This is a genomic window from Rhizobium sp. PEPV16, assembly GCF_008919455.1.
In the GTDB taxonomy this organism is placed as follows: Bacteria; Pseudomonadota; Alphaproteobacteria; order Rhizobiales; family Rhizobiaceae; genus Rhizobium; species Rhizobium leguminosarum_Q.
The window spans coordinates 19,879-40,778 of sequence record NZ_VSZV01000312.1 but is presented as its reverse complement, the minus strand read 5'-3'; the positions used below and the strand labels follow the sequence as shown (position 1 = coordinate 40,778).

At 62.6% G+C, this 20,900-nt stretch carries 22 protein-coding genes and 2 pseudogenes; 17 read left to right on the top strand and 7 right to left on the bottom strand.

Annotated elements, in window-relative coordinates:
- The coding region (locus FY112_RS18670; protein ID WP_210384805.1) for a VOC family protein at positions 1-369 on the top strand (369 nt) is incomplete at its 5' end.
- A 196-nt stretch (positions 370-565) separates the two neighbouring features.
- On the opposite strand, the gene FY112_RS18665 is transcribed toward FY112_RS18670, so the two are convergent.
- Positions 566-1,321, bottom strand: coding sequence for an SDR family oxidoreductase (locus FY112_RS18665; protein WP_017961041.1), 756 nt, complete (start codon positions 1,319-1,321; stop codon positions 566-568).
- 291 nt (positions 1,322-1,612) lie between these two features.
- On the opposite strand from FY112_RS18665, the gene FY112_RS18660 reads away from it, so the two are divergent.
- Positions 1,613-2,506: an AraC family transcriptional regulator gene (locus FY112_RS18660; protein ID WP_017961039.1), complete on the top strand. Its 894-nt coding sequence runs from the start codon at positions 1,613-1,615 to the stop codon at positions 2,504-2,506.
- Between the two features lie 411 nt (positions 2,507-2,917).
- On the opposite strand, the gene FY112_RS18655 is transcribed toward FY112_RS18660, so the two are convergent.
- A complete protein-coding gene (locus tag FY112_RS18655; RefSeq protein WP_017961037.1) occupies positions 2,918-3,925 on the bottom strand; it encodes an AraC family transcriptional regulator in 1,008 nt (335 codons plus the stop codon).
- Between the two features lie 69 nt (positions 3,926-3,994).
- On the opposite strand from FY112_RS18655, the gene FY112_RS18650 reads away from it, so the two are divergent.
- Together FY112_RS18650 and blh are read left to right on the top strand one after the other, a co-directional pair.
- A complete protein-coding gene (locus FY112_RS18650) occupies positions 3,995-4,363 on the top strand; it encodes a DsrE family protein (RefSeq protein WP_094085636.1) in 369 nt (122 codons plus the stop codon).
- 105 nt (positions 4,364-4,468) lie between these two features.
- Positions 4,469-5,749: a bifunctional sulfur transferase/dioxygenase Blh gene (gene blh, locus FY112_RS18645; RefSeq protein ID WP_017961035.1), complete on the top strand. Its 1,281-nt coding sequence runs from the start codon at positions 4,469-4,471 to the stop codon at positions 5,747-5,749.
- Between the two features lie 30 nt (positions 5,750-5,779).
- Here the strand turns inward: blh and FY112_RS18640 are convergent, their stop codons facing one another.
- Both FY112_RS18640 and FY112_RS18635 read right to left on the bottom strand, forming a co-directional pair.
- A complete protein-coding gene (locus tag FY112_RS18640) occupies positions 5,780-6,163 on the bottom strand; it encodes a type II toxin-antitoxin system VapC family toxin (protein ID WP_017961034.1) in 384 nt (127 codons plus the stop codon).
- Entirely contained in the window at positions 6,160-6,417 is a 258-nt protein-coding gene (locus FY112_RS18635; RefSeq protein ID WP_017961033.1) for a type II toxin-antitoxin system prevent-host-death family antitoxin, read from the bottom strand. The genes FY112_RS18640 and FY112_RS18635 overlap by 4 nt, the downstream gene beginning before the upstream one ends.
- 139 nt (positions 6,418-6,556) lie before the next feature.
- Between FY112_RS18635 and FY112_RS18630 the strand changes: the two are divergent.
- Both FY112_RS18630 and FY112_RS18625 read left to right on the top strand, forming a co-directional pair.
- A pseudogene (locus FY112_RS18630) lies at positions 6,557-6,815 on the top strand (iron chelate uptake ABC transporter family permease subunit); the annotation flags it as partial.
- Positions 6,812-7,572, top strand: a pseudogene (locus tag FY112_RS18625) (ABC transporter ATP-binding protein). The pseudogenes FY112_RS18630 and FY112_RS18625, both read left to right, overlap by 4 nt.
- A gap of 191 nt (positions 7,573-7,763) precedes the next feature.
- On the opposite strand, the gene FY112_RS18615 reads toward FY112_RS18625, so the two are convergent.
- The gene (locus FY112_RS18615; RefSeq protein ID WP_077978599.1) at positions 7,764-8,255 is read right to left on the bottom strand and encodes an HIT family protein; all 492 of its coding nucleotides are present in this window, start codon (positions 8,253-8,255) and stop codon (positions 7,764-7,766) included.
- A gap of 226 nt (positions 8,256-8,481) precedes the next feature.
- Between FY112_RS18615 and FY112_RS18610 the strand changes: the two genes are divergently transcribed.
- Positions 8,482-9,423 (top strand): MYG1 family protein, encoded by a 942-nt coding sequence (locus tag FY112_RS18610; protein WP_017961029.1) that lies wholly within the window; start codon positions 8,482-8,484, stop codon positions 9,421-9,423.
- 73 nt (positions 9,424-9,496) lie between these two features.
- Here FY112_RS18610 and FY112_RS18605 read toward each other — a convergent pair whose 3' ends face one another.
- Complete coding sequence (locus tag FY112_RS18605; protein ID WP_017961028.1) at positions 9,497-10,867, bottom strand: hypothetical protein; 1,371 nt, start codon at positions 10,865-10,867, stop codon at positions 9,497-9,499.
- On the opposite strand from FY112_RS18605, the gene FY112_RS18600 reads away from it, so the two are divergent.
- The 8 genes from FY112_RS18600 (at position 10,866) to FY112_RS18565 (ending at position 17,794) form a co-directional block, all read left to right on the top strand.
- Positions 10,866-11,879 carry a LysR family transcriptional regulator gene (locus FY112_RS18600; protein WP_017961027.1) on the top strand — a complete coding sequence of 338 codons (1,014 nt, stop codon included), beginning with the start codon at positions 10,866-10,868 and terminating at the stop codon, positions 11,877-11,879. The two genes, FY112_RS18605 and FY112_RS18600, sit on opposite strands and share 2 nt — an antisense overlap.
- Before the next feature lie 161 nt (positions 11,880-12,040).
- Entirely contained in the window at positions 12,041-12,430 is a 390-nt protein-coding gene (locus tag FY112_RS18595; protein WP_026158740.1) for a cytochrome c family protein, read from the top strand.
- A gap of 165 nt (positions 12,431-12,595) precedes the next feature.
- The gene (locus FY112_RS18590) at positions 12,596-13,414 is read left to right on the top strand and encodes a cytochrome c oxidase subunit II (protein WP_017961025.1); all 819 of its coding nucleotides are present in this window, start codon (positions 12,596-12,598) and stop codon (positions 13,412-13,414) included.
- Between the two features lie 46 nt (positions 13,415-13,460).
- Positions 13,461-15,239 (top strand): cytochrome c oxidase subunit I, encoded by a 1,779-nt coding sequence (gene ctaD / locus FY112_RS18585; RefSeq protein ID WP_017961024.1) that lies wholly within the window; start codon positions 13,461-13,463, stop codon positions 15,237-15,239.
- A complete protein-coding gene (locus FY112_RS18580) occupies positions 15,236-15,955 on the top strand; it encodes a cytochrome c oxidase subunit 3 (protein ID WP_151519028.1) in 720 nt (239 codons plus the stop codon). Before ctaD ends, FY112_RS18580 begins: the two co-directional genes overlap by 4 nt.
- A gap of 11 nt (positions 15,956-15,966) precedes the next feature.
- Positions 15,967-16,686: a heme-copper oxidase subunit III family protein gene (locus FY112_RS18575; protein ID WP_029870510.1), complete on the top strand. Its 720-nt coding sequence runs from the start codon at positions 15,967-15,969 to the stop codon at positions 16,684-16,686.
- A gap of 7 nt (positions 16,687-16,693) precedes the next feature.
- Positions 16,694-17,059 carry a cytochrome C oxidase subunit IV family protein gene (locus FY112_RS18570; RefSeq protein ID WP_151519027.1) on the top strand — a complete coding sequence of 122 codons (366 nt, stop codon included), beginning with the start codon at positions 16,694-16,696 and terminating at the stop codon, positions 17,057-17,059.
- Between the two features lie 42 nt (positions 17,060-17,101).
- Positions 17,102-17,794: a substrate-binding domain-containing protein gene (locus FY112_RS18565; protein ID WP_181018242.1), complete on the top strand. Its 693-nt coding sequence runs from the start codon at positions 17,102-17,104 to the stop codon at positions 17,792-17,794.
- Between the two features lie 302 nt (positions 17,795-18,096).
- Here the strand turns inward: FY112_RS18565 and FY112_RS18560 are convergent, their stop codons facing one another.
- A complete protein-coding gene (locus tag FY112_RS18560; RefSeq protein WP_017961020.1) occupies positions 18,097-19,134 on the bottom strand; it encodes an AraC family transcriptional regulator in 1,038 nt (345 codons plus the stop codon).
- Between the two features lie 121 nt (positions 19,135-19,255).
- Here FY112_RS18560 and FY112_RS18555 point away from each other — a divergent pair, with 121 nt between their 5' ends.
- Positions 19,256-20,707, top strand: a complete 1,452-nt coding sequence (locus FY112_RS18555; RefSeq protein WP_131709412.1) for an APC family permease — start codon at positions 19,256-19,258, stop codon at positions 20,705-20,707.
- Positions 20,704-20,877, top strand: a complete 174-nt coding sequence (locus tag FY112_RS36825; protein ID WP_172426267.1) for a hypothetical protein — start codon at positions 20,704-20,706, stop codon at positions 20,875-20,877. Before FY112_RS18555 ends, FY112_RS36825 begins: the two co-directional genes overlap by 4 nt.
- Positions 20,878-20,900 lie beyond the last annotated feature (23 nt).

Sequence of the window (20,900 nt, the reverse complement as noted above, 5' to 3'; positions counted from 1 at the left end):
TCGATTGTCTGGGGTGTAAGGGATGTTGCGCGCGCCATCGAATTCTGGTGCGCGGCCTTGAATTATAAACCTTTGCGAGAGCCGTCGGAAGATTGGGCCATTCTTGTCCCGGTCACGGGCGAAGGACAGCAGATGGCGATCACGATCGTTTCATCCGACCCCAGCACCCACCAGCGCCATCATCTCGATCTCTATGCATCCGATCAGCAAGCCGAGGTCGAGCGGCTGTTGTCTCTTGGAGCGCAGCGTGTGGATTGGCGCTATCCCGAAGGCGCGGACTATATCGTTCTGGCTGATCCGGACGGCAACACGTTCTGCGTCGTTCAGAAGGAGATGGAACAAACCGGCGTCGCCAATCCATCTACTTGATCCTTCCAACCTGCTCGCAGTCGGAGACCGCCTCGTCCTTCGAGGCCCTATGGGCGCCTCAGGATGAGGCTCTCTTGGGCGCCGAAGGTGCGGGAAAAGGCGCGCGGCGCTGGAGGACGTAATGCCGAAGCGATTTTCAGGAGGAACAGCCCGTCAATGATTGGCGGGGCTTTTTGCTGTCTGGCGGCAGGCGAGTTCAGATGACCTGGCCGCCGGAGACTTCGATGCGCTGGGCAGTGATCCAGCGGTTGTCGTCGCCGAGCAGGCTTGCGATCATCGGGCCGATATCGTCGGGCACGCCGACGCGGCCAAGCGCGATCATGCCGGCGAACTGGCTGTTGAGGTCGGGCATGTCGCGGACGGCGCCGCCGAGGAAATCGGTTTCGATGGCGCCGGGCGCGACGGTGTTGACCGTAATGCCGCGGCTGCCGAGTTCCTTGGCGAGGTAGACGGTGAGGATCTCGATTGCGCCCTTGGCGGCCGAATAGGCGGAGAAGCCGGGATAGGAAACGCGGGTGAGGCCGGAGGAAAAGTTGACGATGCGGCCGCCATCGGCAAGCAGCGGCAGCAGCGCCTGGGTGAGGAAGAACACGCCCTTGACATGGACGTCGAACAGCGCGTCGAACTGCGCCTCGGTGGTCTCGGCAAACATCGCCATTTCGCCGTGGCCGGCATTGTTGACGAGGTGGTCGAAGCTGTCGCGCCGGAACTTGTCGCGGAGCGCCTTACGGACCTGATCGGCGAAGGCGGGGAAGGTTGCGACATTGCCGACATCGAGCGGCAGGGCGACAGCCTTGCGGCCCATAGCTTCGATTTCGCCGACCACGGCTTCGGCCTCGGCCTTGCCGCTGCGGTAGGTCAGGATGACATCGCCGCCATGGCGGGCGATGCTGACAGCCGTGTTGCGGCCGAGGCCGCGGCTGGCGCCGGTGACGATTGCAATCTTGCTCATTTCGAAACTCCTTCGTGGTGTGTTGATGCGACGATCGGAAAAAGCGGGCGAGGCCCGTTGCCCGAAGCGCCTGACATTTTGCCTATTCCGCCGAATCCGGTGCCGGCATGGGAGATTTCAGTCATCGAAGACCTCCTTGCGTTCGGCGATCCGCTGCGATCAGGCGTCTCGTCTCTCTGACGGCGTGACTATCCCAGAGGGAAGGCGGGCGGTGTTGCCGGAATCGCTAGGGATATTGCCTAAACCTCCAATTTCGGCTTAGGGTAGCTCGACTGCAGGAGAGGCCAGGGCATGACAGAGACGCTATTGGAAGCCGTTCGCCGCTACACCGAGACCCATGCCGATCTCTCCGGCCTGGTGCGCACGCCGATTCCAGGCCTTGCCACCATCCGCGCGACGATGCCGAGCGATATGCAATATGCGATCTCCAAGCCGCTGGTGGCGCTTGTCGTGCAGGGCGCCAAGCGCGTGACGATGGGCGATGACGTGTTCGATTTCAGCGCTGGGGACTCGCTGCTGATCACGGCCGATGTGCCGACGGTGAGCGAGATCACCGCGGCAAGCGTCGGCCGGCCCTATTACTCGCTGGTGCTAGACCTCGACCCGGCGCTGATCGCCGAGCTCAGCGTCGAGATGAAGCTCGCGCGGGTGGCCGATGGCGCGCCGGTGCGCGTCGAGCCGACCGATGCGGAGGTGGCGGATGCGGCGCTGCGGCTGATGCGCCTGCTCGACCGCCCGGCCTCGGTGCCGGTGCTGCAGGCGCAGCTGGTGCGCGAGATGCATTACTGGCTGCTTGCCGGCCGCCATGGCTCGGCGATCCGCCGGCTCGGTTGGCCGGATGGCCATGTGCGGCGCGTGGCGCGGGCGGTGGCAGTGCTGCGCGCCGAGTTCGCCGAGACCGTGCCGGTGGAGAGGCTGGCTGCGGTGGCAGGCATGAGCCCATCCTCTTTCCACCAGCATTTTCGCGCCGTCACTTCGCTCTCACCCTTGCAATTCCAGAAGCAGCTGCGGCTGATCGAGGCGCGGCGGCTGATGCTTGCCGAAGGTGTCCCGGCCAGCCACGCCGCCTTTGCCGTCGGCTATGAGAGCGTGCCGCAGTTCACCCGGGAATACGGCCGCATGTTCGGCCTGTCGCCGGTCAGGGACATGAAGGCGGCGCGCGACCGGGGGCCGGTGGCGGCTTAGAGCGGCATCCACCAACAGCCCTCATCCTGAGGCGTGTAGCCCGTAGGGCGGAGCTTCGAAGGGCACGCCGCAACGCTGCTCCCTGCATCCATCTGGCGCCGGCGCACCCGCCTCGTCCTTCGAGGCGCTGCCGCTCATCGGTCCGGTACACCCTCAATCCCGCGCCGTCGGATATTCGATTGCACTCGTGGCGTATTGGCGATGACATGCCAGGCTATCTGGCGAGCGCCAGTATCAATGTGTGCGTCTCAATCATCGGAATGTGCATTGCGGCTGTAGCCCAAACGGCAACCGAGAACATTACCGCCGCAATCCTGATTCCGACTGGCCTCATTATTTTCTCCGGTCGATCCGATATCGCGAGATTTCGGTATATTCAGACGTGCAGCGACACGATCCCTTCGGGGCACCTCAGGATGAGCCTCTCTTGGACGCCGTCGCCCGCCAGGCCGCCGGTGGGGTGGCGAAGGCGCGGGAGAAGGCGCGGTTGAAGGCGGCTTCGGTGGCATAGCCGGCGTCATAGGCGATCGCCGCGATCGGCTGACCCGATGTGGCGAGCGCGACGCTTGCGAGATAGAGCCGCCAGTCGCGGATATAGCGGATCGGCGATGTCGAGAGCATCGTCTGAAAGCGATCAGCGAGGGCGCTTCGCGACATTCCCGATGCCGCAGCCAATTGCTCCAGCGACCAGTCACGTTTGGGATCGTCGTGAATGAGGGAGAGGCAGCGCGACAGCGCCGGGTCGGCAAGCGCTGCCAGCCAGCCGACCGAGCTTGGCTCGGCCATCATGATCTGGTGGCGCAGGATCTCGATGAAGATGATTTCCGTCAGCCGCGGCAGCATCGAGACGCCACCGGCACGCGGCCGGTCGACCTCCTCGACCATCTGGCGGATGGTGGTGCGCAGCCAGTCGCCGTCATTGGCGGCCCGCGTTCTGACATGGATCAGTCTGGGCAGGGCCCGCCGAAGCGGCGCAAAGCTCAGCCCATCCCACTGCAGATAGCCGCAGAGCAGCCGCACGCCTTGTGTCTCGTCGCCGTAGCGCAGCACGGGAATCTCACGCCATGGCTTCTGTGGCAGGTCGCGGGTCGGGAGCACCAGCTTGCCGTCTCTTCCCGCGCCGAGCTGATGTCCGGTGCCGAAGGGAAAGACCAGCACGTCGCCGGCCTCGAGATCGGTCTCTTCGTCTTCCACTTTCAGCCAGCAGCGGCCGGCCACAACGATGTGAAACGGCATCGTGCCCGATGCCTTTGCCGAAAGATTTGCAAGCGACGGCGCGGCATCGGTCTGCCAGTCGCCCGTCGGCATGAAGCAGAATTGCAGCGATCCCGAAAGGCGGATCGTCGAAAGCAGCGCCGACAGCACGTCGTCGCGCGCGACACCCGCAGCGTCTGGATTTTCGGACAAGGCTTCACGCATTCCGGCCAAATACGCGCGCCGCGCGCCCTCCTATCATCAGTGCGTTCAAACCCACTGAAGGAGAATACTATGCAAACGGCAACCGACAAACTGGTCGTGCTCGTCACCAAGGGCATCGAATCCGAATTGTCCTCCGTCGCCTTCACCATCGCCAATGGCGGCATCACCGCCGGGCTGAAAGTCTCGGTTTTCCTTACCAGCACCGGGATCGACCTGGTGCGCAAGGGTGGCCAGCAGATGACGCATGTGCCGCCGCTCGATCCGCTCGCGAGCCTGATCGAGAATTTCCAGCAGCGCGGCGGCACGATCTGGGCCTGCCCGCCCTGTGTCACCTCGCGCGGTTACACGCAGGAGGACATGCTCGACGGCGTCGTCATCGTCGGCGCCAGCGCCATGCATGCTGAGATCAAGGAAGGTGCGGCGACGCTGTCGTTTTAATCACGCACGCGCCGGGCGGAAGCTATTCTTGCGCTCGGAGATATACTTGTGAGAGTGTAACCTAATACATGCGATGCTGCATGATACGGGCGCGCAGGGGCTTCGATGACATCCGTGAGGGTCAATGAACTGATATCGGTGGCGGGCCAGCCCAATGCCGCGGACTTTGCCGATTTCGCGGCGCGCGGCTTTGCCGGCGTCATCAATGCCCGGCCGGATGGCGAGGAGCCGGATCAGCCCGGCAATGCTGCGGAAAAGGCGGCGGCCGCCGCCGCCGGGCTTTCCTATGGCTTCGTGCCGGTGAAGGGGTCCGAGGTCACCGAGGCCGATATCCGCGCCTTCCAGGCAGCGATGACGCAAGCGAAGGGGCCGGTCGTTGCCCATTGCAAGAGTGGCACTCGGGCGCTGACGCTTTATGCGCTGGGCGAGGTACTCGACGGGCGGATGCAGCCCGGCGACGTCGAGGCTTTCGGTCAAAGCCTCGGCTTCGATCTTGCTGGCGCGCGACATTTTCTGGAGAAACGGGCGAGGCAGGCACCTCATGTGACGGCCTTCTTCGAGCCCCGCACCTGCAGTGTGCAATATGTCGTTTCCGACCCGGAGACGAAACGCTGTGCCATCATCGACCCGGTGCTCGATTTCGACGAGATGTCGGGGGCGACGGGGACGGTCAATGCCGATGCCATCCTTGCTCACATCGAAAGCGAAGGGCTGACGGTCGAGTGGATCCTCGACACCCATCCGCATGCCGATCATTTCTCCGCCGCGCATTATCTGCATGAGAGGACCGGCGCGCCGACCGCAATCGGCAGTCATGTCACCGACGTCCAAAAGCTCTGGAAGGAGATCTATAACTGGCCGGCGCTTGAAACCGACGGCTCGCAATGGGACCGGCTTTTTGCCGATGGCGACACCTTCGAGATCGGTGCGCTTAAAGCCCGCGTGATGTTTTCGCCGGGCCATACGCTTGCCTCGATTACCTATCTGATCGGCGACGCCGCCTTCGTGCACGATACGGTGTTCACGCCGGATTCGGGCACGGCGCGCACGGATTTCCCGGGCGGCAGCGCTAAGGCTCTCTGGCACTCGATCCAAGCGATCCTGTCGCTGCCCGAGGAAACTCGTCTGTTTTCCGGCCACGACTACCAGCCCGGCGGCCGCCACCCGCGCTGGGAAAGTACGGTCGCCGCCCAGAAACGCGCCAACCCGCATATATCAGGCATCGACGAGGCAGGCTTCGTGGCGCTGCGGCAGGCGCGCGACCGCACGCTGCCGAAGCCGAAGCTTATGCTGCACGCGCTGCAGGTGAATATCCGCGGCGGGCGGCTGCCCGAGCCGGAGGGAAATGGCAGGCGGTATTTGAAGATTCCGCTGGATGCGTTGTAGGGCGGCCGGTGCTGGCAACCGCCGCATCGTTCAAAGCGCGTTTTCTATATCGGTCCTAACGAAGTCGTCCCCCACGAATAGCAGCCGGCATCCATGTTCCCTAGCTACCTCATAGGCGAAGCAGTCGCCGAAGTTCAGGCTGGCGGGATGGGCGCCTTTGCCCCAGGTGCGGTAGGCTTCGGCGATGCGGCGGGCGGAGGCAGGGGTGATGGCGACGATTTCGAAGCCGAGGCCGTCGATCAGTTGTTCCATCTCATCGCCGACGTTGCGACGGGCCGAGACGATCAAGGCTTCGGCGACCGTGCCGGCGGAGATCAGGAGATCATCCTCGGCTTCGAGGACGGCAATCAGGGCATCGGCTTGTGGTTCGCCAAGGACGATCGCCATCAGGGCGGAGGTGTCGACGGCGATCATTCGGGCAGGCCGTCATCGCTATAGAGGAAATCCTGGCTGCGTGCGGCCGGCGGCCCATCTGCGGCTTTGGCAATGGCGGAGGCCCGCACCGCTTCCATGAGCGTCCGGCGGGATTTCCGATCGGGCGCTGCCCTCATCGGAACCAGTTTCACGGCGGCATGACCGTGCCGGGTGAGAATGACCTCGTCCCCGGCTTCGGCACGCCGGACCAGTTCGGTCAATTGCCCCTTGGCATCCGTCACAGACACTCGCATCGTTCGCACTCCCCAGGACCAGTGCAACCCAGTTTCTTCTGGAAAATTAGACCATTCGCTGGACCATATCAACGGATAATTTTCGCAAGTCCCGCTGGCGCGGGGACAGTTCGCGCACCGAACTGCGGCATGAAGCCATGCAAGCGTCGTCAGCATGGTGGGTTCGATCGGCTTCGTCGGCCTCGTCATCCCCCATGCCGCCCGCTTCCTCGTCGGACCGGCGCATAGGCGGCTGCTGCCGGCAACGGCGCTCGGCGGCGCGATCTACATGGTCGGCGCCGATATCATTTCGCGCATCATCATCCCGCAGGCAGATCCTGCCGATCGGGGTCGTCACCGCGCTCTTCGGCGCACCGGCCTTCGCCGTCATCCTCTATCGTGTGCGGGGGAAGGCATGAGCATCAGCATCGACGAGGTGAGCTTTGCCGCCGGTAATATCGTCATCGTCAACGGCGTCAGCCTGACGGTGGAAAAGGGCAAGGTGCTCGGCCTGCTCGGACCGAATGGTTCCGGCAAATCCAGCCTTCTCAGGTTGATCTGCCGGCTGCGCAGGGTTCGCAGCGGCATCATCCGGCTGGGTGACGACGACATTTCCTCGCTACCGCGCGCAGCCCTTGCGCGTCGCGTCGCCTTCGTCGAGCAGCAGTCGACGACCGATACGCAATTGACCGTGCGCGAAGTGGTGCGGCTCGGCCGCACGCCGCATCGCGGGCTGTTGTCGTCCTGGGGTGCCGGAGACGACGCCGCCGTCGACGAGGCCCTGTCGCGGGTGGGCATGCAGGAGAGGGCGGGCCAACTCTGGCAGATGCTGTCGGGCGGCGAGCGTCAGCGCGTCCATATTGCCAGATCGCTGGCGCAGGCGCCGAGCGAACTGCTACTCGACGAGCCGACCAACCATCTCGATATCCAGCATCAGCTCGACATTCTCTCGCTGATCTCGAAGCTCGGCATCACCTGCATCGTCGCGCTGCACGATCTTAATCTGGCGGCGATGTTCTGCGACAGGCTGGCGGTGCTTCAGAAAGGCGAGATCGTTGCCTCCGGTGCGCCCGAGGTTGTGCTGACCGAGGATACGGCCGGGTCTTCGGCGTTCGCGCCCATGTCCAGAAATCGGCCGTGCACGGCCGGCATCATATCCAATACGTCATGGATTGATGGATGCCCGGGAATTTCGATCTCATGGAGGAGATCGGCGATTATTGGTCGAGACGGCCGGAGACCTTCGACCTCGCTTTTCGGCCATAGGATCGCCAGGGGTCACGAGGCCGGCGCTGTCTTGGACCCCTTTCTCTTCATGCATGCCGTCCTGCCAAAACCGCTGGGCATTTTCCGGCGACATGCATGATCTAAAGCGGCGGAAACCGCATTGCCTCTCGCAGCAGCTCGATGGCCTCTGAGACCGAAGGCCCTCTGATCGGCGGCGGCTCTGCGCGTTCGCAGAACTCGCGCCAGACAAACAGCGTCAGTTCTGCGCCATCCGTTGCAGTTTCCCCCGGTCCTTCTGCAAAATTCTCGAGCAGGCGATATCGAGCGTCCTTCCAGAACAACTCCTCCACCCAGTCATATATCGGGATCACATGGAAGTGGATCGGATAACTGGGCATGTGCCCGTACCGGCCGATATAGACGCGCTGAGCATTCAATTGCCGTTTCAGCGTGCTCTGAGCCCTTGCAAGCAACGGGCCGAATTCGGCCAAAGCGTCTTCGGGCAGATCCGACAGATCGTTGGTGTCGGTCTTGGAACTGATCATGAGGTAACCGGGAAGGGCGGAGTTCATGCGGTGGTTCACAAGCCATCCGGCCGTCTCGACAACGTGAAAGTGCTGAGGGATCTCCACGGACTGCCTCTTATCCTGATGCACCCTTCAGGGGCTTCGATGAATTCAACTAGAGACCGGTATCTTGGCGTGGTGCGAAAGGACGCTGTAACACATTGGATTGCTGCATCATTTTATTCTTAAATCCTCTCCGATTTAAGGTATGGGTTGAGATAGCAGCCGGCAACGGTTATTTGGTGCCGACCTGCAAGCGGACTCTCCGCGAACGACAAGGCGCATAGCTCCCATGATCCCCGATTTCCTCGTCACCCATTCCGGTGGCTTTCATGCCGATGAATTGCTGTCGAGCGTCATCCTGACCCGGCTTTTCCCGCAGGCGCGTATCGTTCGCAGCCGGGCGCCGGAGTGGATCACGCCGGGCGAAGACCGGATCATCTACGATGTCGGCGGAGCTTATGACCCCGCTGCCGGGATATTCGATCACCACCAGCGCGGCGCGCCGTTGCGCGACGATGGCCAGCCCTACAGCTCGTTCGGGCTGATCTGGAAGCATTACGGCCGTGACTATCTCGCAGCCTCCGACCTTCCCGAAGCGCATGTCGAGGCGATGCATGGCTCTTTCGACGCCGGCTTCGTGCTGCCGATCGATCTGACTGATAATGGCGCGCTCAGCCCATCCGGGCCGCTGGCCGGGCTGACGCTGCCGGTGCTGCTGGAAACCCTGAAACCGGTTTTCGACGAAGCGGACCCTGAGGCCGACGATCGTGCCTTCCACGCGGCCCTTGCCATTGCCCGCAGTTTCGTCGAGGCCAGGATCGCCCAGAGTGCCGCAAAATTGCGGGCCGAAGCGATCGTGCATCGGGCAATCGAGGCCGCGGGGCAGGGGCGTGTTCTGGAATTGCCGAGGGGCATGCCCTTCCGTCCCGCCATCGTCAAGGCGGGTGCCGATCACCTGCTGTTCGTCGTTCACCCGCGTGAAAAGGATTGGTGCGTGACCGGCATTCGCCGCGCCGAGGAAGGGTTCGAGCTCAGGGCCGACCTGCCGGCGGCCTGGGCCGGGCTCACCAATGGTGCACTGGAGGCGGTGTGCGGCATAGAGGGTGCAAGCTTCTGCCACAACGGCCGCTTCATCGCCGCCGCCAGGACCCGCGAGGCTGCTCTCGCCATGGCCGAGCTGGCGGTAAAGGAGGCGCTTTCGATCGGGGCGCAGCCAAATGGCGGCAGCTGAGGTCGCATGGTCATCAGTCCGATATTGAATAATATTCCCCCACCTTCGCCGTCTGCGCAAATCTGCGGGCGTCCTACGGTGCGAGATCGACATGGTGGACGCCGTGCGGCAGCGGCACGCGGCCGAGCCGCTTAAGCGCCGGCCGGTCGCCTTTTGCGACGCGGAAGACTTCGAGCCCCGGGCCGGCCTCGGGCCCGGCCCCGTCATGGCCCTGGAACACGGTGGCGAGGAAGTGGTCTCCTGTCCGATCGAAGGCGCCGCCTTCCGGCAGGGAACCCTCGAAGGGATAGTCGGCGAGCCTGGCGATGGCGCCGGTTGCCGGATCAAAACTCAGAAGCGTGACGCTGGCGTCGCGGTGGAAGCGGGCAGAGCCCGGCGGGAAGGCTGTGCCGCGCATATTGACGGTGGCGACGAGCTGGCCGTCCGGACTGATGGCGATGCCCTCGGAGGAGAGGCCGGTCTCGGCACCGCCGAGGAGATCGTGGCGAGCCGATTGTGGCGATGTAGCGGGATCGGCGAGCCTGATGACGCTGATCGTCGATGGTGTCTGCGGAATACGGCCCTCCAGGTTCTTGGCGGTGAAGTTCCGGCCCCAGTTGGCGGTGAGATAATGGCGCCCGTCGGGTGTGAAACGGCCGACGAAGGGATCGGCGCCAACCTCCACGACATTGCCCCATGGGCGCAGAATGGGCGCGTCGTTGGCTCCGGTGACCTCGAAGAAGGCGACCCGGTTTTGCGTGTTGATATTGACTGCCAGGAAGCGGCCTGAGGGATGCCAGTGGACGTTGGTCGAGGTCACGCCGCCGCGCGGGGCCGGCTCGGATCCTCTCACCCCGAGGTCGGCGAGGTCGAACCGGGCGAGGCGGCTGAAGCGGCCATCGCGATAGGCGACGATCTGGACGAAGCTCGCCTCCGGCGTGTTGGAAACGACGGCGACGCTCTCTCCATCCGGGCTGAGGGACAAGGCCTCGGGGAAGGCTTCGATCTCCACCGTGTCGGAGAGGCGGAGTGCCGCGTCATCCGAAAGGTCGACTGCGAAGAGCCGCCGGCCCGGCGGCAGGTCGCTGATTCTGTTGCCGCCCTTTGGACGTTCGCCCAGCCTTTCAGTGACGAAGGCGGTTTGCCCGTCTTCGCTGAGGGCTAGGATTTCAGGCGCCGAGGTCACCGAATTGGAGACCGGTATCGAACCGGTGACGATCTTCTCCCCGACTGGTGACATGATCGTCAGCAGATCGCGATAGCCGGCATTTCGCGGCGCAAGCTCGGCGGTGCCGTAAGTCCGGGCGAGAAAATCACCGTCGGAGATGACGGCGATCCGGCTCGCAGAGATGCGGCGGAGAATCTCGGGCGCTGCTTGCGCGCCCTCGGCAGCCTGCATGCTCTGGGGCGCGGCGAGGCTGAAGGCGATGGCGAGCGTCGCGGCGGTGAGGATTGATCCGTTCATGATCCTGCTCCCTTGTTGGCGGTCCTTTGAAAATGCCGCTGATGTTGATAATTTTCCAATCGTAATCCTGTCGCCTGTGATAGGCATTTCGCATCAGGAGGCTGTCCTGGACATCCGCACGCTTGCCTGTTTCGTGGCCGTTGCCGAAGACCTGCATTTCCGCCGCGCGGCGGAACGGATGAACCTGACCCAGCCGGCGCTCAGCCAACGGATCCGGGTGCTGGAAGGCGAGGTCGGGACCGATCTCTTCGAGCGCGACCGCCGCGGCGTGGCGCTGACGCCGGCGGGCGCGGCCTTCCTCGGCCCGGCCCGCGAGGCGGTGCGGCATGCCGGGCTGGCGAAGGCCGAAGCCCTGCGGGCGGTGCGCGGCGAGGTCGGGCGCCTGCGGCTCGGCTTCACGCCGATCGCCTTTTACGGCGTCCTGCCGGAGGCGGTGCAGGCGTTTCGTGCCCGCTACGCGCAGGTCGAGGTCGATCTCATCGAGATGAGTTCGCCTTTGCTGGAAGCCGCCCTTGCATCGGGCGACATCGACCTCGGCGTGCTGCATCCACCGCTTTCGCGGGATCTGATCATCCACTCCCTGCCGGACGAGCCGTTCGTGCTGGCGCTTCCGGCGACGCACCGGCTGGCGGAGCAGCCGGTCATCCGCGTCGCCGATCTTGCCGGCGAGCCCTTGTTGCTTGCGCCGCGGGCGATCGGTCCCAGCATATACGACCGGGTGATAGCCCTTTTCAGGGGCGAGGGCATCAGCCCCCGGATCGTCCAGGAGGTGACGCCGATGACGACGCTGGTTGGCCTCGTGGCGGCCGGAACAGGTCTCGGCTTCGTCACTTCGGGCATCGCGAAAGCCGTCCGGCCGGGCGTCGCCTACCGCCCCGTCCTGCCGCCGCCGCCATCCCTGCCGATTGCCGCCGCATGGCGCCCACCGGCATTGTCGGCGAGCGGCGAACGCTTCCTGGAGATTGTGAGAGGGTTAGTTGGGCAGGGCGATTTGCCGGAGCGGAAGTCATGAAAGGCGGGGCGCGCGGCAGCGAAGATCCATGCCGCAATTGCGGAACCGATTGACTTGCACCCGCGAAGGACTAAGCTTTATGCCATGGCAACCACCACCCACACGCGAGAGATAGCGGAGGGTGTGAGTGGCTGGCGACCTTGAGGAGGATGAGGTTTGCCGTGGATTACCGTGTTGTTCTGCTGATCGCCACATCCGTCATTGCTCTTTGTCCTGGTAACGCCGGGGCGCAGGAGGGCGATGCGACGGCGGGTGCGGCCGTTTTCAAAAAATGCGCGACCTGTCATGTCGCCGATTCCGATACGAACAAGGTCGGCCCGTCGTTGAATGGGCTGTTCGGCCGGAAGGCCGGAACGCATCCCGATTACGCCTATTCGGCCGGAATGAAGGCGGCCGGCGAGGGCGGTCTCGTCTGGGACGAGACGGCGCTGCGCGACTATCTGCACAATCCGAAGGGGAAGGTGAAGGGTACGAAGATGGCCTTCGTCGGGGTGAAGGACGACCAGGAAATCACCAATCTCATCGCCTATCTCAAGCAATATTCCAAGTGATGGGCAATATTCCCAATGACGGGCAATACTCCAAATGGCGGCTCGCGCCTGGGGGTGCATGCCTAAATTGCCGTAATTGCCGATATTTTCTATCTGTGCGATAATAAACACGGACTTTTTGCGGAATGCGGTTTCACGGGTCGACCTGCTCGAGGAGGAGCGGACATGGCTGTCGTGCTGATCCTCGTCCTGATTGTCGTCGGCTCCGTGCTGTTCCATGTGCTGAGCCCGTGGTGGTGGACGCCGATCGCGTCCAACTGGACCTATATCGACACCACCCTCGTCATCACCTTCTGGATCACCGGCATCGTCTTCGTGGCGGTGGTTTCGTTCATGGCCTATTGCGTCTTCCGCTTCCGGCACAAGCCCGGCAACCGGGCACATTACGAGCCCGAGAACCGCAGGCTGGAATTGCTGCTGGGAGGGGGAACGGCGGTCGGCGTCGCGGCGATGCTGGCGCCCGGCCTGATCGTGTGGAACCAGTTCATCACGGTGCCTGCCGATGCCGCATCGGTCGAGGTCGTCAGCCAGCAGTGGCTGTGGAGTTTCCGGCTGCCGGGAGCCGACGGAAAGCTCGGCCGCGCTGAGACCGGCGACGTCACCCCCGAAAACCCGCTCGGCCTTGATAAAAACGACGCGAGCGGCCTTGACGACGTCATCATCGAGGGCGGCGAGCTACATCTACCGATCGGCAAGCCGGTGCACATATTGCTGCGCTCGGTCGATGTGCTCCATGATTTCTACGTGCCGGAATTCCGCGCCAAGATGGACATGATACCCGGCATGATCACCTATTTCTGGTTCACGCCGACGCGGACAGGGACCTTCGACATCCTCTGCGCCGAACTCTGTGGCGTCGGCCATGGGCAAATGCGCGGCACCGTCGTGGTCGAAGCCGATGCCGACTACCAGACCTGGCTCGGACAGCAGCAGACATTCACCCAGCTTACGGCGTCATCGGGAGAGATGCCGCCGGCAAACTGAACCCCGCAGCGGTCGCAGATCGCTAGGAGACGAAGGGGAAGAGATCATGGTTGAGATTCCATCCGACAGCGCAGGCGCTATCCCCACTGCCGAAGTCGAGGATGTCGAGCTCTATCATCCGAAAAGCTGGTGGACAAAATATGTGTTCAGCCAGGATGCCAAGATCATTGCCGTCCAATATTCGCTGACGGCGATCGCAATCGGCCTGGTGGCGCTAGTGCTCTCCTGGCTGATGCGGATTCAACTCGCCTTTCCCGGCTATTTCACCTTCATCGATGCCGATCATTATTATCAGTTCATCACCATGCACGGCATGATCATGGTGATCTATCTGCTGACCGCGCTGTTCCTCGGCGGTTTCGGCAATTACCTCATTCCGCTGATGGTCGGCGCGCGCGATATGGTGTTTCCCTACGCCAACATGCTGAGCTATTGGATTTATCTGCTCGCAGTGCTGATCCTCGCCGCGGGCTTTTTCGCCCCCGGCGGTCCGACGGGGGCCGGCTGGACGCTCTATCCGCCACAGGCCGTTCTCTCCGGCACGCCTGGCGGCAAGGACTGGGGTATCCTGCTGATGCTCTCCTCGCTGATCGTCTTCATCATCGGCTTCACCATGGGCGGGCTGAACTATGTGGTGACCGTACTGCAGGGGCGCGCTCGCGGCATGACATTGATGCGCATGCCGCTGACGGTCTGGGGCATCTTCACCGCGACCGTGATGGCGCTGCTCGCCTTTCCCGCCCTCTTCGTCGCCTGCGTCATGATGATGTTCGATCGCCTGCTCGGCACGAGCTTCTTCATGCCTGCCATCGTCGAAATGGGCACGCAGCTGCAGCATGGCGGCGGCAGCCCGATCCTGTTCCAGCACCTCTTCTGGTTCTTCGGGCATCCGGAGGTCTATATCGTCGCATTGCCGGCCTTCGGCATCGTTTCGGACCTGATCAGCACGCATGCGCGCAAGAACATCTTCGGCTACCGCATGATGGTCTGGGCGATCGTCATCATTGGCGCGCTCAGCTTCGTCGTCTGGGCGCACCACATGTATGTCAGCGGCATGAACCCGGCCTTCGGCTTCTTCTTCGCCACGACGACGCTGATCATCGCCGTCCCGACGGCGATCAAGGTCTATAATTGGGTGCTGACGCTGTGGCGCGGCGACATCCACCTGACCCTGCCGATGCTCTTTGCGCTCGCCTTCATCGTCACCTTCGTCAATGGCGGCCTGACCGGCCTCTTCCTTGGCAACGTCGTCGTCGACGTGCCGCTGTCGGACACGATGTTCGTCGTCGCGCATTTCCACATGGTCATGGGTGTGGCGCCGATCCTCGTCATTTTCGGGGCGATCTATCATTGGTATCCGAAGGTGACGGGACGCATGCTGAACGACGTGCTCGGCCATATCCACTTCTGGATCACCTTCCTCGGCACCTATGCGATCTTCTTTCCGATGCACTATCTCGGCCTGCTCGGCGTGCCGCGCCGCTATTTCGAGATGGGAGAGACGGCCTTCGTTCCGCCTTCGGCCGATACGCTGAATATCTTCATCACCGTCATGGCGCTGATCGTCGGGGCTGGACAGATGGTCTTCCTGTTCAATCTGGTCTGGAGCCTTTTCCGGGGCAGGGAGTCCGGCGGCAATCCGTGGCGGGCAACGACGCTCGAATGGCAGACGCCGCAGACGCCGCCCGCCCATGGAAACTGGGGAAAGGATCTGCCGGTCGTCTACCGCTGGGCCTATGACTACAGCGTGCCGGGGGCGGCCGAGGATTTCATTCCGCAGACGGTGCCGTCAGGCGGCGGCGTCACACGAGAGGTCCACGCATGAACGTCATGCTGATCTTCCTTGCCGCAGTCGCCGCCATTATCTTCTGGTGGCTTTCCGGGCAGCGGTTGACCTCGAAGCCCTGGCTCGAAACCGGGTCGGTGCAGCTGCCGGGTCATGACGGTGCCGAGCGGCAAAGGCTGCCGGCGCCGGCGGTGAAAATCGGGCTCTTCGTGTTTCTCGGTGTCGTCGGTGCCGTCTTCAGCCTTGCTGTCAGCGCCTATTTCATGCGCATGGCGTCGACCGACTGGTGGGCGACGCCTGTTCCCCGGCTGCTCTGGGTGAACACTGCGGCACTGGCCTTAAGCAGCGCTGCCCTGCAATGGGCGAAAAGAGAAGCAGGGCATGGCCGCATGGAGGTGCTGCGACCGGCGCTTGCTGCAGGACTTGCGCTTGCCATCTTCTTTCTCATCGGGCAGATCCAGGCATGGCGGGAGCTGACGGCGGCCGGCTACGTGCTGGCCGACAACCCTTCCAACAGCTTCTTCTACCTGCTGACCGGCCTGCACGGCCTGCATATCCTCGGCGGGCTTGCCGTGCTCGCGCATACGACAGTCAGGGCATTTTCAACCGACGTTGCGCCGGAGAGGCTGCGCCTCAGCGTCGATCTTTCCGCTATCTATTCGCATTTCATGCTCGCCGTCTGGCTGTTGCTCTTCGCGCTCTTTGCCGGATGGGCGAATGATTTCGTCGATCTCTGCCGCACACTGCTCAGTTAGGAGATTTGCAGATGGCACATCCTGTCCAGACACACGGCGAGCCAGGCCTCAGCCCGGTCGGCCTGCGCGGTGTCGCCGCCGATTTCAGCTCGGATCAGCGCGCCTTCAAGACCGCCTCCTGGGGCAAGGCGATGATGTGGATCTTCCTCTTGAGCGACACCTTCGTCTTCGGCTGTTTCCTGATCGCCTATATGACCGCCCGGATGTCGACGCCTGTTCCATGGCCCAATCCGAGCGAGGTCTTCGCGCTGCATATCGGCGGCCAGGACGTTCCGCTGATCCTGATCGCGATCATGACTTTCGTGCTGATCTCGAGCAGCGGCACCATGGCGATGGCGGTCAACTTCGGCTATCGCCGCGACCGCCGCATGACGGCCATGCTGATGCTGCTCACGGCCGTTCTCGGCGCAGGCTTCGTCGGCATGCAGGCCTTCGAATGGACGAAGCTGATCACTGAAGGCGTGCGCCCCTGGGAAAACCCGTGGGGCGCGGCACAGTTCGGATCGACCTTCTTCATGATAACAGGCTTTCACGGCACCCATGTCACGATCGGCGTCATCTTTCTGCTGATCGTCGCCCGCAAGGTCTGGCGGGGCGATTTCGACGTAGAACGGCGCGGCTTCTTCACCAGCCGGAGAGGCCGCTACGAGGCCGTCGAGATCATGGGCCTCTACTGGCACTTCGTCGACCTGGTCTGGGTCTTCATCTTCGCGTTTTTTTATCTGTGGTGAGGTCGTCATGAGCGAGACAACGGCGCATGCACAAGCGCAAACGGTGCATGTACAAGAACACACCGGACAGCAGCACCCGATTCGGCTCTATCTCTTCGTCTGGGGCCTGCTCTTCGTGCTCAGCGCCCTTTCCTACATGGTCGATTATCTCGGCATCCAGGGCTATCTCAGGTGGACGCTGATCCTGGTGTTCATGATGCTGAAGGCTGGGCTGATCGTCGCCGTCTTCATGCACATGGCCTGGGAACGGCTGGCGCTCGTCTACGCCATCCTGCTGCCGCCGCTGCTGGTGCTGGTTTTCGTGGCGCTGATGGTATCGGAAGCAGACTACACGATCTTCACCCGGCTGGCATTCTTCGGTGCGACGCCCTAGGGTCTGTTGGACAGGATAGACAGATCGGAGCGGACTTCGGCGATGACCAAGGAAATCCGACTTTTTGGCGCTATTGCGGTCCGACCCGCCGTCCTTGCTCTCATATCCCAGTTCGAAACGGACACAGAATTCACAGTTACGGTCAAGTGGGAGCTCAATCCTGTCGTCAAGAAACAGATTGAAGCTGGGGAGCCTTTTGACCTCGTCATCACCAATCCTAACCTGGTTGAGGATCTGGCCGCCTTGGGAAAAGTCAAGGCGGGGAGCGAGGTCGCGTTTGGCCGGATAGCAATGGGGGTGGCGGCCAAGGCAGGCGGTCGGCCGCTCGACATCGGGTCGGTGGAAGCATTCAAACATGCGTTGAAGAGCGCCAGATCGATCGCCTACGCCAGTGAAGGAAGCAGCGGCGGCTACTTCTCCGGTTTGCTGGAACGCTTGGGAATAGCCGATGAGGTGAAGCCAAAGCTGGTGGCCATATCAGGAGGGCAGACTGCGCCGGCCGTAGGCCGTGGGGAGGCCGAGTTGGGTGTCGTTCCCGTGACCTCGATTCTCGCCGCCGCTCCCGAGGTCATGCTTGTCGGTCGGTTTCCGGCAGAACTGCAAAGTTACATCGACTTCGCCATTGGCATCAGCGCCGCGTCAACGGACGCAGAAGCTGCCAGGCAGCTGTCGGAATTTCTGACGTCGACAGCCGTTGATGGCATCCTGGCGGCAAAGGGTGTCGAGCGTTGCTGAAGGCGTGCTTGGCTGACGACGAGAACGCCAACCCAACCTCCCTCATTCCTGTGCTTGTCACAGGAATCAAGTGCGCCCGAGTCCTTGGGCGCGGGAGAACGACCTCGTCGTATGAGAGTCATTCACGGCGCGGACGCGCCGTGGCTGGATTCCTGTGACGAGCACAGGAATGAGGGAGGAGAAGTAGGCACCGTCACTATAGGGGCGTTGGAGAATGCCGCGCTCGGGCGCTGGAGGATGCCGGGCTTTTGCTTCCGTCCGTAGGGCAGCAATCGGCGATCTCCGTTGCCGTGCATCTTCGATCAACCTGTCGAAGATGGGTCGTTCCCCTTCTTTTCCCAGGATCGCAGCGCACGCCAGAGCACGGTGTTGTCTGCATAACCCAGCACACGCGCAATCTCGGACATCGGTGCGGCATGTCGGTCGCCGAGATAGTGGGTGGCGAGTGTCTGGCGGTGCTGGCGAACGAGATCGCGAAGCGACACGCCTTCCTCTGACAGCCGGCGCTGCAGGCTTCGCGGCGACATCTTCAGTTCGGCGGCAAGCGTTGCAACCGTCACCGGTTTGCGGCCGAGATAGATGCTGATCAGAGCCTGGACCTTTTCCGTGACGATATCGCCGGCCGCTCGCTCGTTGACCAGATCGCCGATATGCCGCTCCAGGATTTCGATCAGGCTTTTGTCTTCCGCACGGTGCACACGGTCAGCCTCCGCCTTGTTCATGACGATCCGGTTGCCGGATTGGCCGAACAGGATCGGCGCGCCATAGATGCGTTCCAGCACGCCGGCGTCGCGCGGGGCGTGATGCTCGAGCTGAATTTCGATCGGCCGCCAGCCACGGCGGAAGCACGAACGGACGAGCTGACAGGAGGCGGCGATCGTGAATTCGCTGTCCTGCCGGCGCGGCCACATGCCGGGATCGACGATCCGGTAGGTCCAGACAAAATCGCCATTCTCCTCGAACACGCCGGAACTGGTCGCGCCCTGGACCGCGTTGACATATTTCGACAGCCGTTCGAAAGCGCTGCGAATGGTCGGCGAGAGCGCAAAGAGCATGCCGATGGGGCCGATGTCGGCGGGCTTGAATCCGGTGCCCATGCGGGCTCCCAGTGCCGGTTCGCCTGTTATGGTCGCGGCTTCCTCGAACAGCGCGACATAACGCGCCATGGGCAGGACAGCGTAGGGATCTTCCAGTTGCGAGCGCAGAATGCCGTGCGAAGCCAGAAGAAGGTCGGTTTTCCCGGATCTTTTATCGATTTGTTGCACCAGCGGGATCAAAACGGAGGCTCGAATTGAAGCAACTGCGGGCATGCGGCTGATCAAATGCGATGCAACTGCCATTTTCAGCGTCTCCGGTGAACTTCGTGGCGCGAATTATCGATTCATTGGCATAAACTGCAATTTCGGGGCCAGATCGCCGCGCTTACCTTCTTGGCAACAAGCAAGCAAAGAGGGGTTCTCCATGATACTGGAAGCAAGCATGCCCGCACCATCATCGCCGGAGCGTCGTCTGGCCAAGGACTCGGTAGGCCTCGCCCATATCGTGTTCTTCGTCGTTGCCGCGGCCGCGCCGCTCACGGCCGTCGTCGGCGCTTCGCCGGCCGCTTTCGCTTTTGGCAATGGTGCAGGCGTCCCCGGCGCTTTCGTGCTTGCCGGCCTGCTCTACCTGCTCTTCTCGGTCGGCTTCACCGCCATGAGCCGGCATGTGGGCGGGGCAGGAGCCTTCTACACCTATATAACCCACGGCATTGGCAAGCCGGCGGGTGTGGGTGGCGCCTTCATGGCGCTGGTCACCTATAGCGCGGTTCAGATCGCCATTTATGGCCTGTTCGGTTTCTTCATGGCCAACGCCATAGCGCCGCTCGGGCTGGTCCTGCCCTGGTGGGCTTGGGCCTTCGCAGCACTCGTCGTCGTGCTGGTCTGCGGTCAGCGCAACATCGCCTTCTCGGGCGCGATTCTCGGCGTCTGCATGATTGCCGAAATCGCCATATTGCTGGTTCTGGATCTTGCCATCGTCTTTTCAGGCGGCGGACCAGAAGGCATCAGCTTCTCCTCCTTCGCGCCATCGTCGGTCTTTGCGCCCGGTCTTGGTGTGGCGCTGGTCTTCGTCATCGGTTCCTTCATCGGCTTCGAAGCTACGGCCATTTTCGGCGAGGAAGCCGAAGATCCGGAAAAGACCATCCCCCGCGCCACCTATGTTGCCGTGCTGCTCATCACCCTCTTCTATGCCTTCTCCACCTGGGCAATCGTGCAATTCTACGGTCCGGGCAAGGTGCAGGCTGCTGCGGCTGCCAGCCTCGACAGCTTCTACTTCACCGCCGCCAATTCCGTGCTTGGTGCATGGTCGAGCCAGGCGATGAACGTGCTGCTGATCACCAGCCTGTTTGCCTGCATCCTGTCCTTCCACAATACGCTCAACCGCTACTTCTTCGCCCTTGGCCGTGAAGGCCTGGCAGCCCAGGTGCTCGGCAAGGTTCACGCCAAGCATGGCTCACCCTATGCTGCCGGTCTGCTGCAAAGCCTGATCGCGGCCGTCGTCCTTGGCCTGTTCGTGATCTTCGGCGCCGATCCTTACACCGTCGTGTTCTCGTGGATGGCCGCGCTGGCGGGTATCGGTATCCTGCTGGTCCAGGTGCTTGTCTCCGTCGCGATCATCATGTTCTTCCGCAAGACGCCGAACAGCTACAGCGCCTGGACCACGATGACCGCTCCGACGCTGGCGCTCCTCGGTCTCATGGGTTCGCTCGTGCTGGTCAGTTCCAATCTTTCACTCCTTTCCGGCAGCGAAAGCCTGATCGTCAAGGCTTTCCCCTATGCCATGGTGCTGGTGGGCATTCTTGGCGCGCTGTTTGCGATCCGGATCAAGAGATCCAAGCCCGCTCTCTATGCCTCCCTTGGAAAGGTCTTCGAATGAGTGCCGTTGCCGAACTTGCACCCGTCGATCGCCTTCTGGTGCTCGCGGTCGCGATCCTGATCTGCGCAACATTGCTGGTTGCCGTCGAGGCACACGCCTTCTGCTCGGTGTTCTGCATTCATGCGGACCAGATGATGATCGATACGCAGATCTGCTCCGGTCGATCCTGATCACCGCAACTTGCGACGCGCCA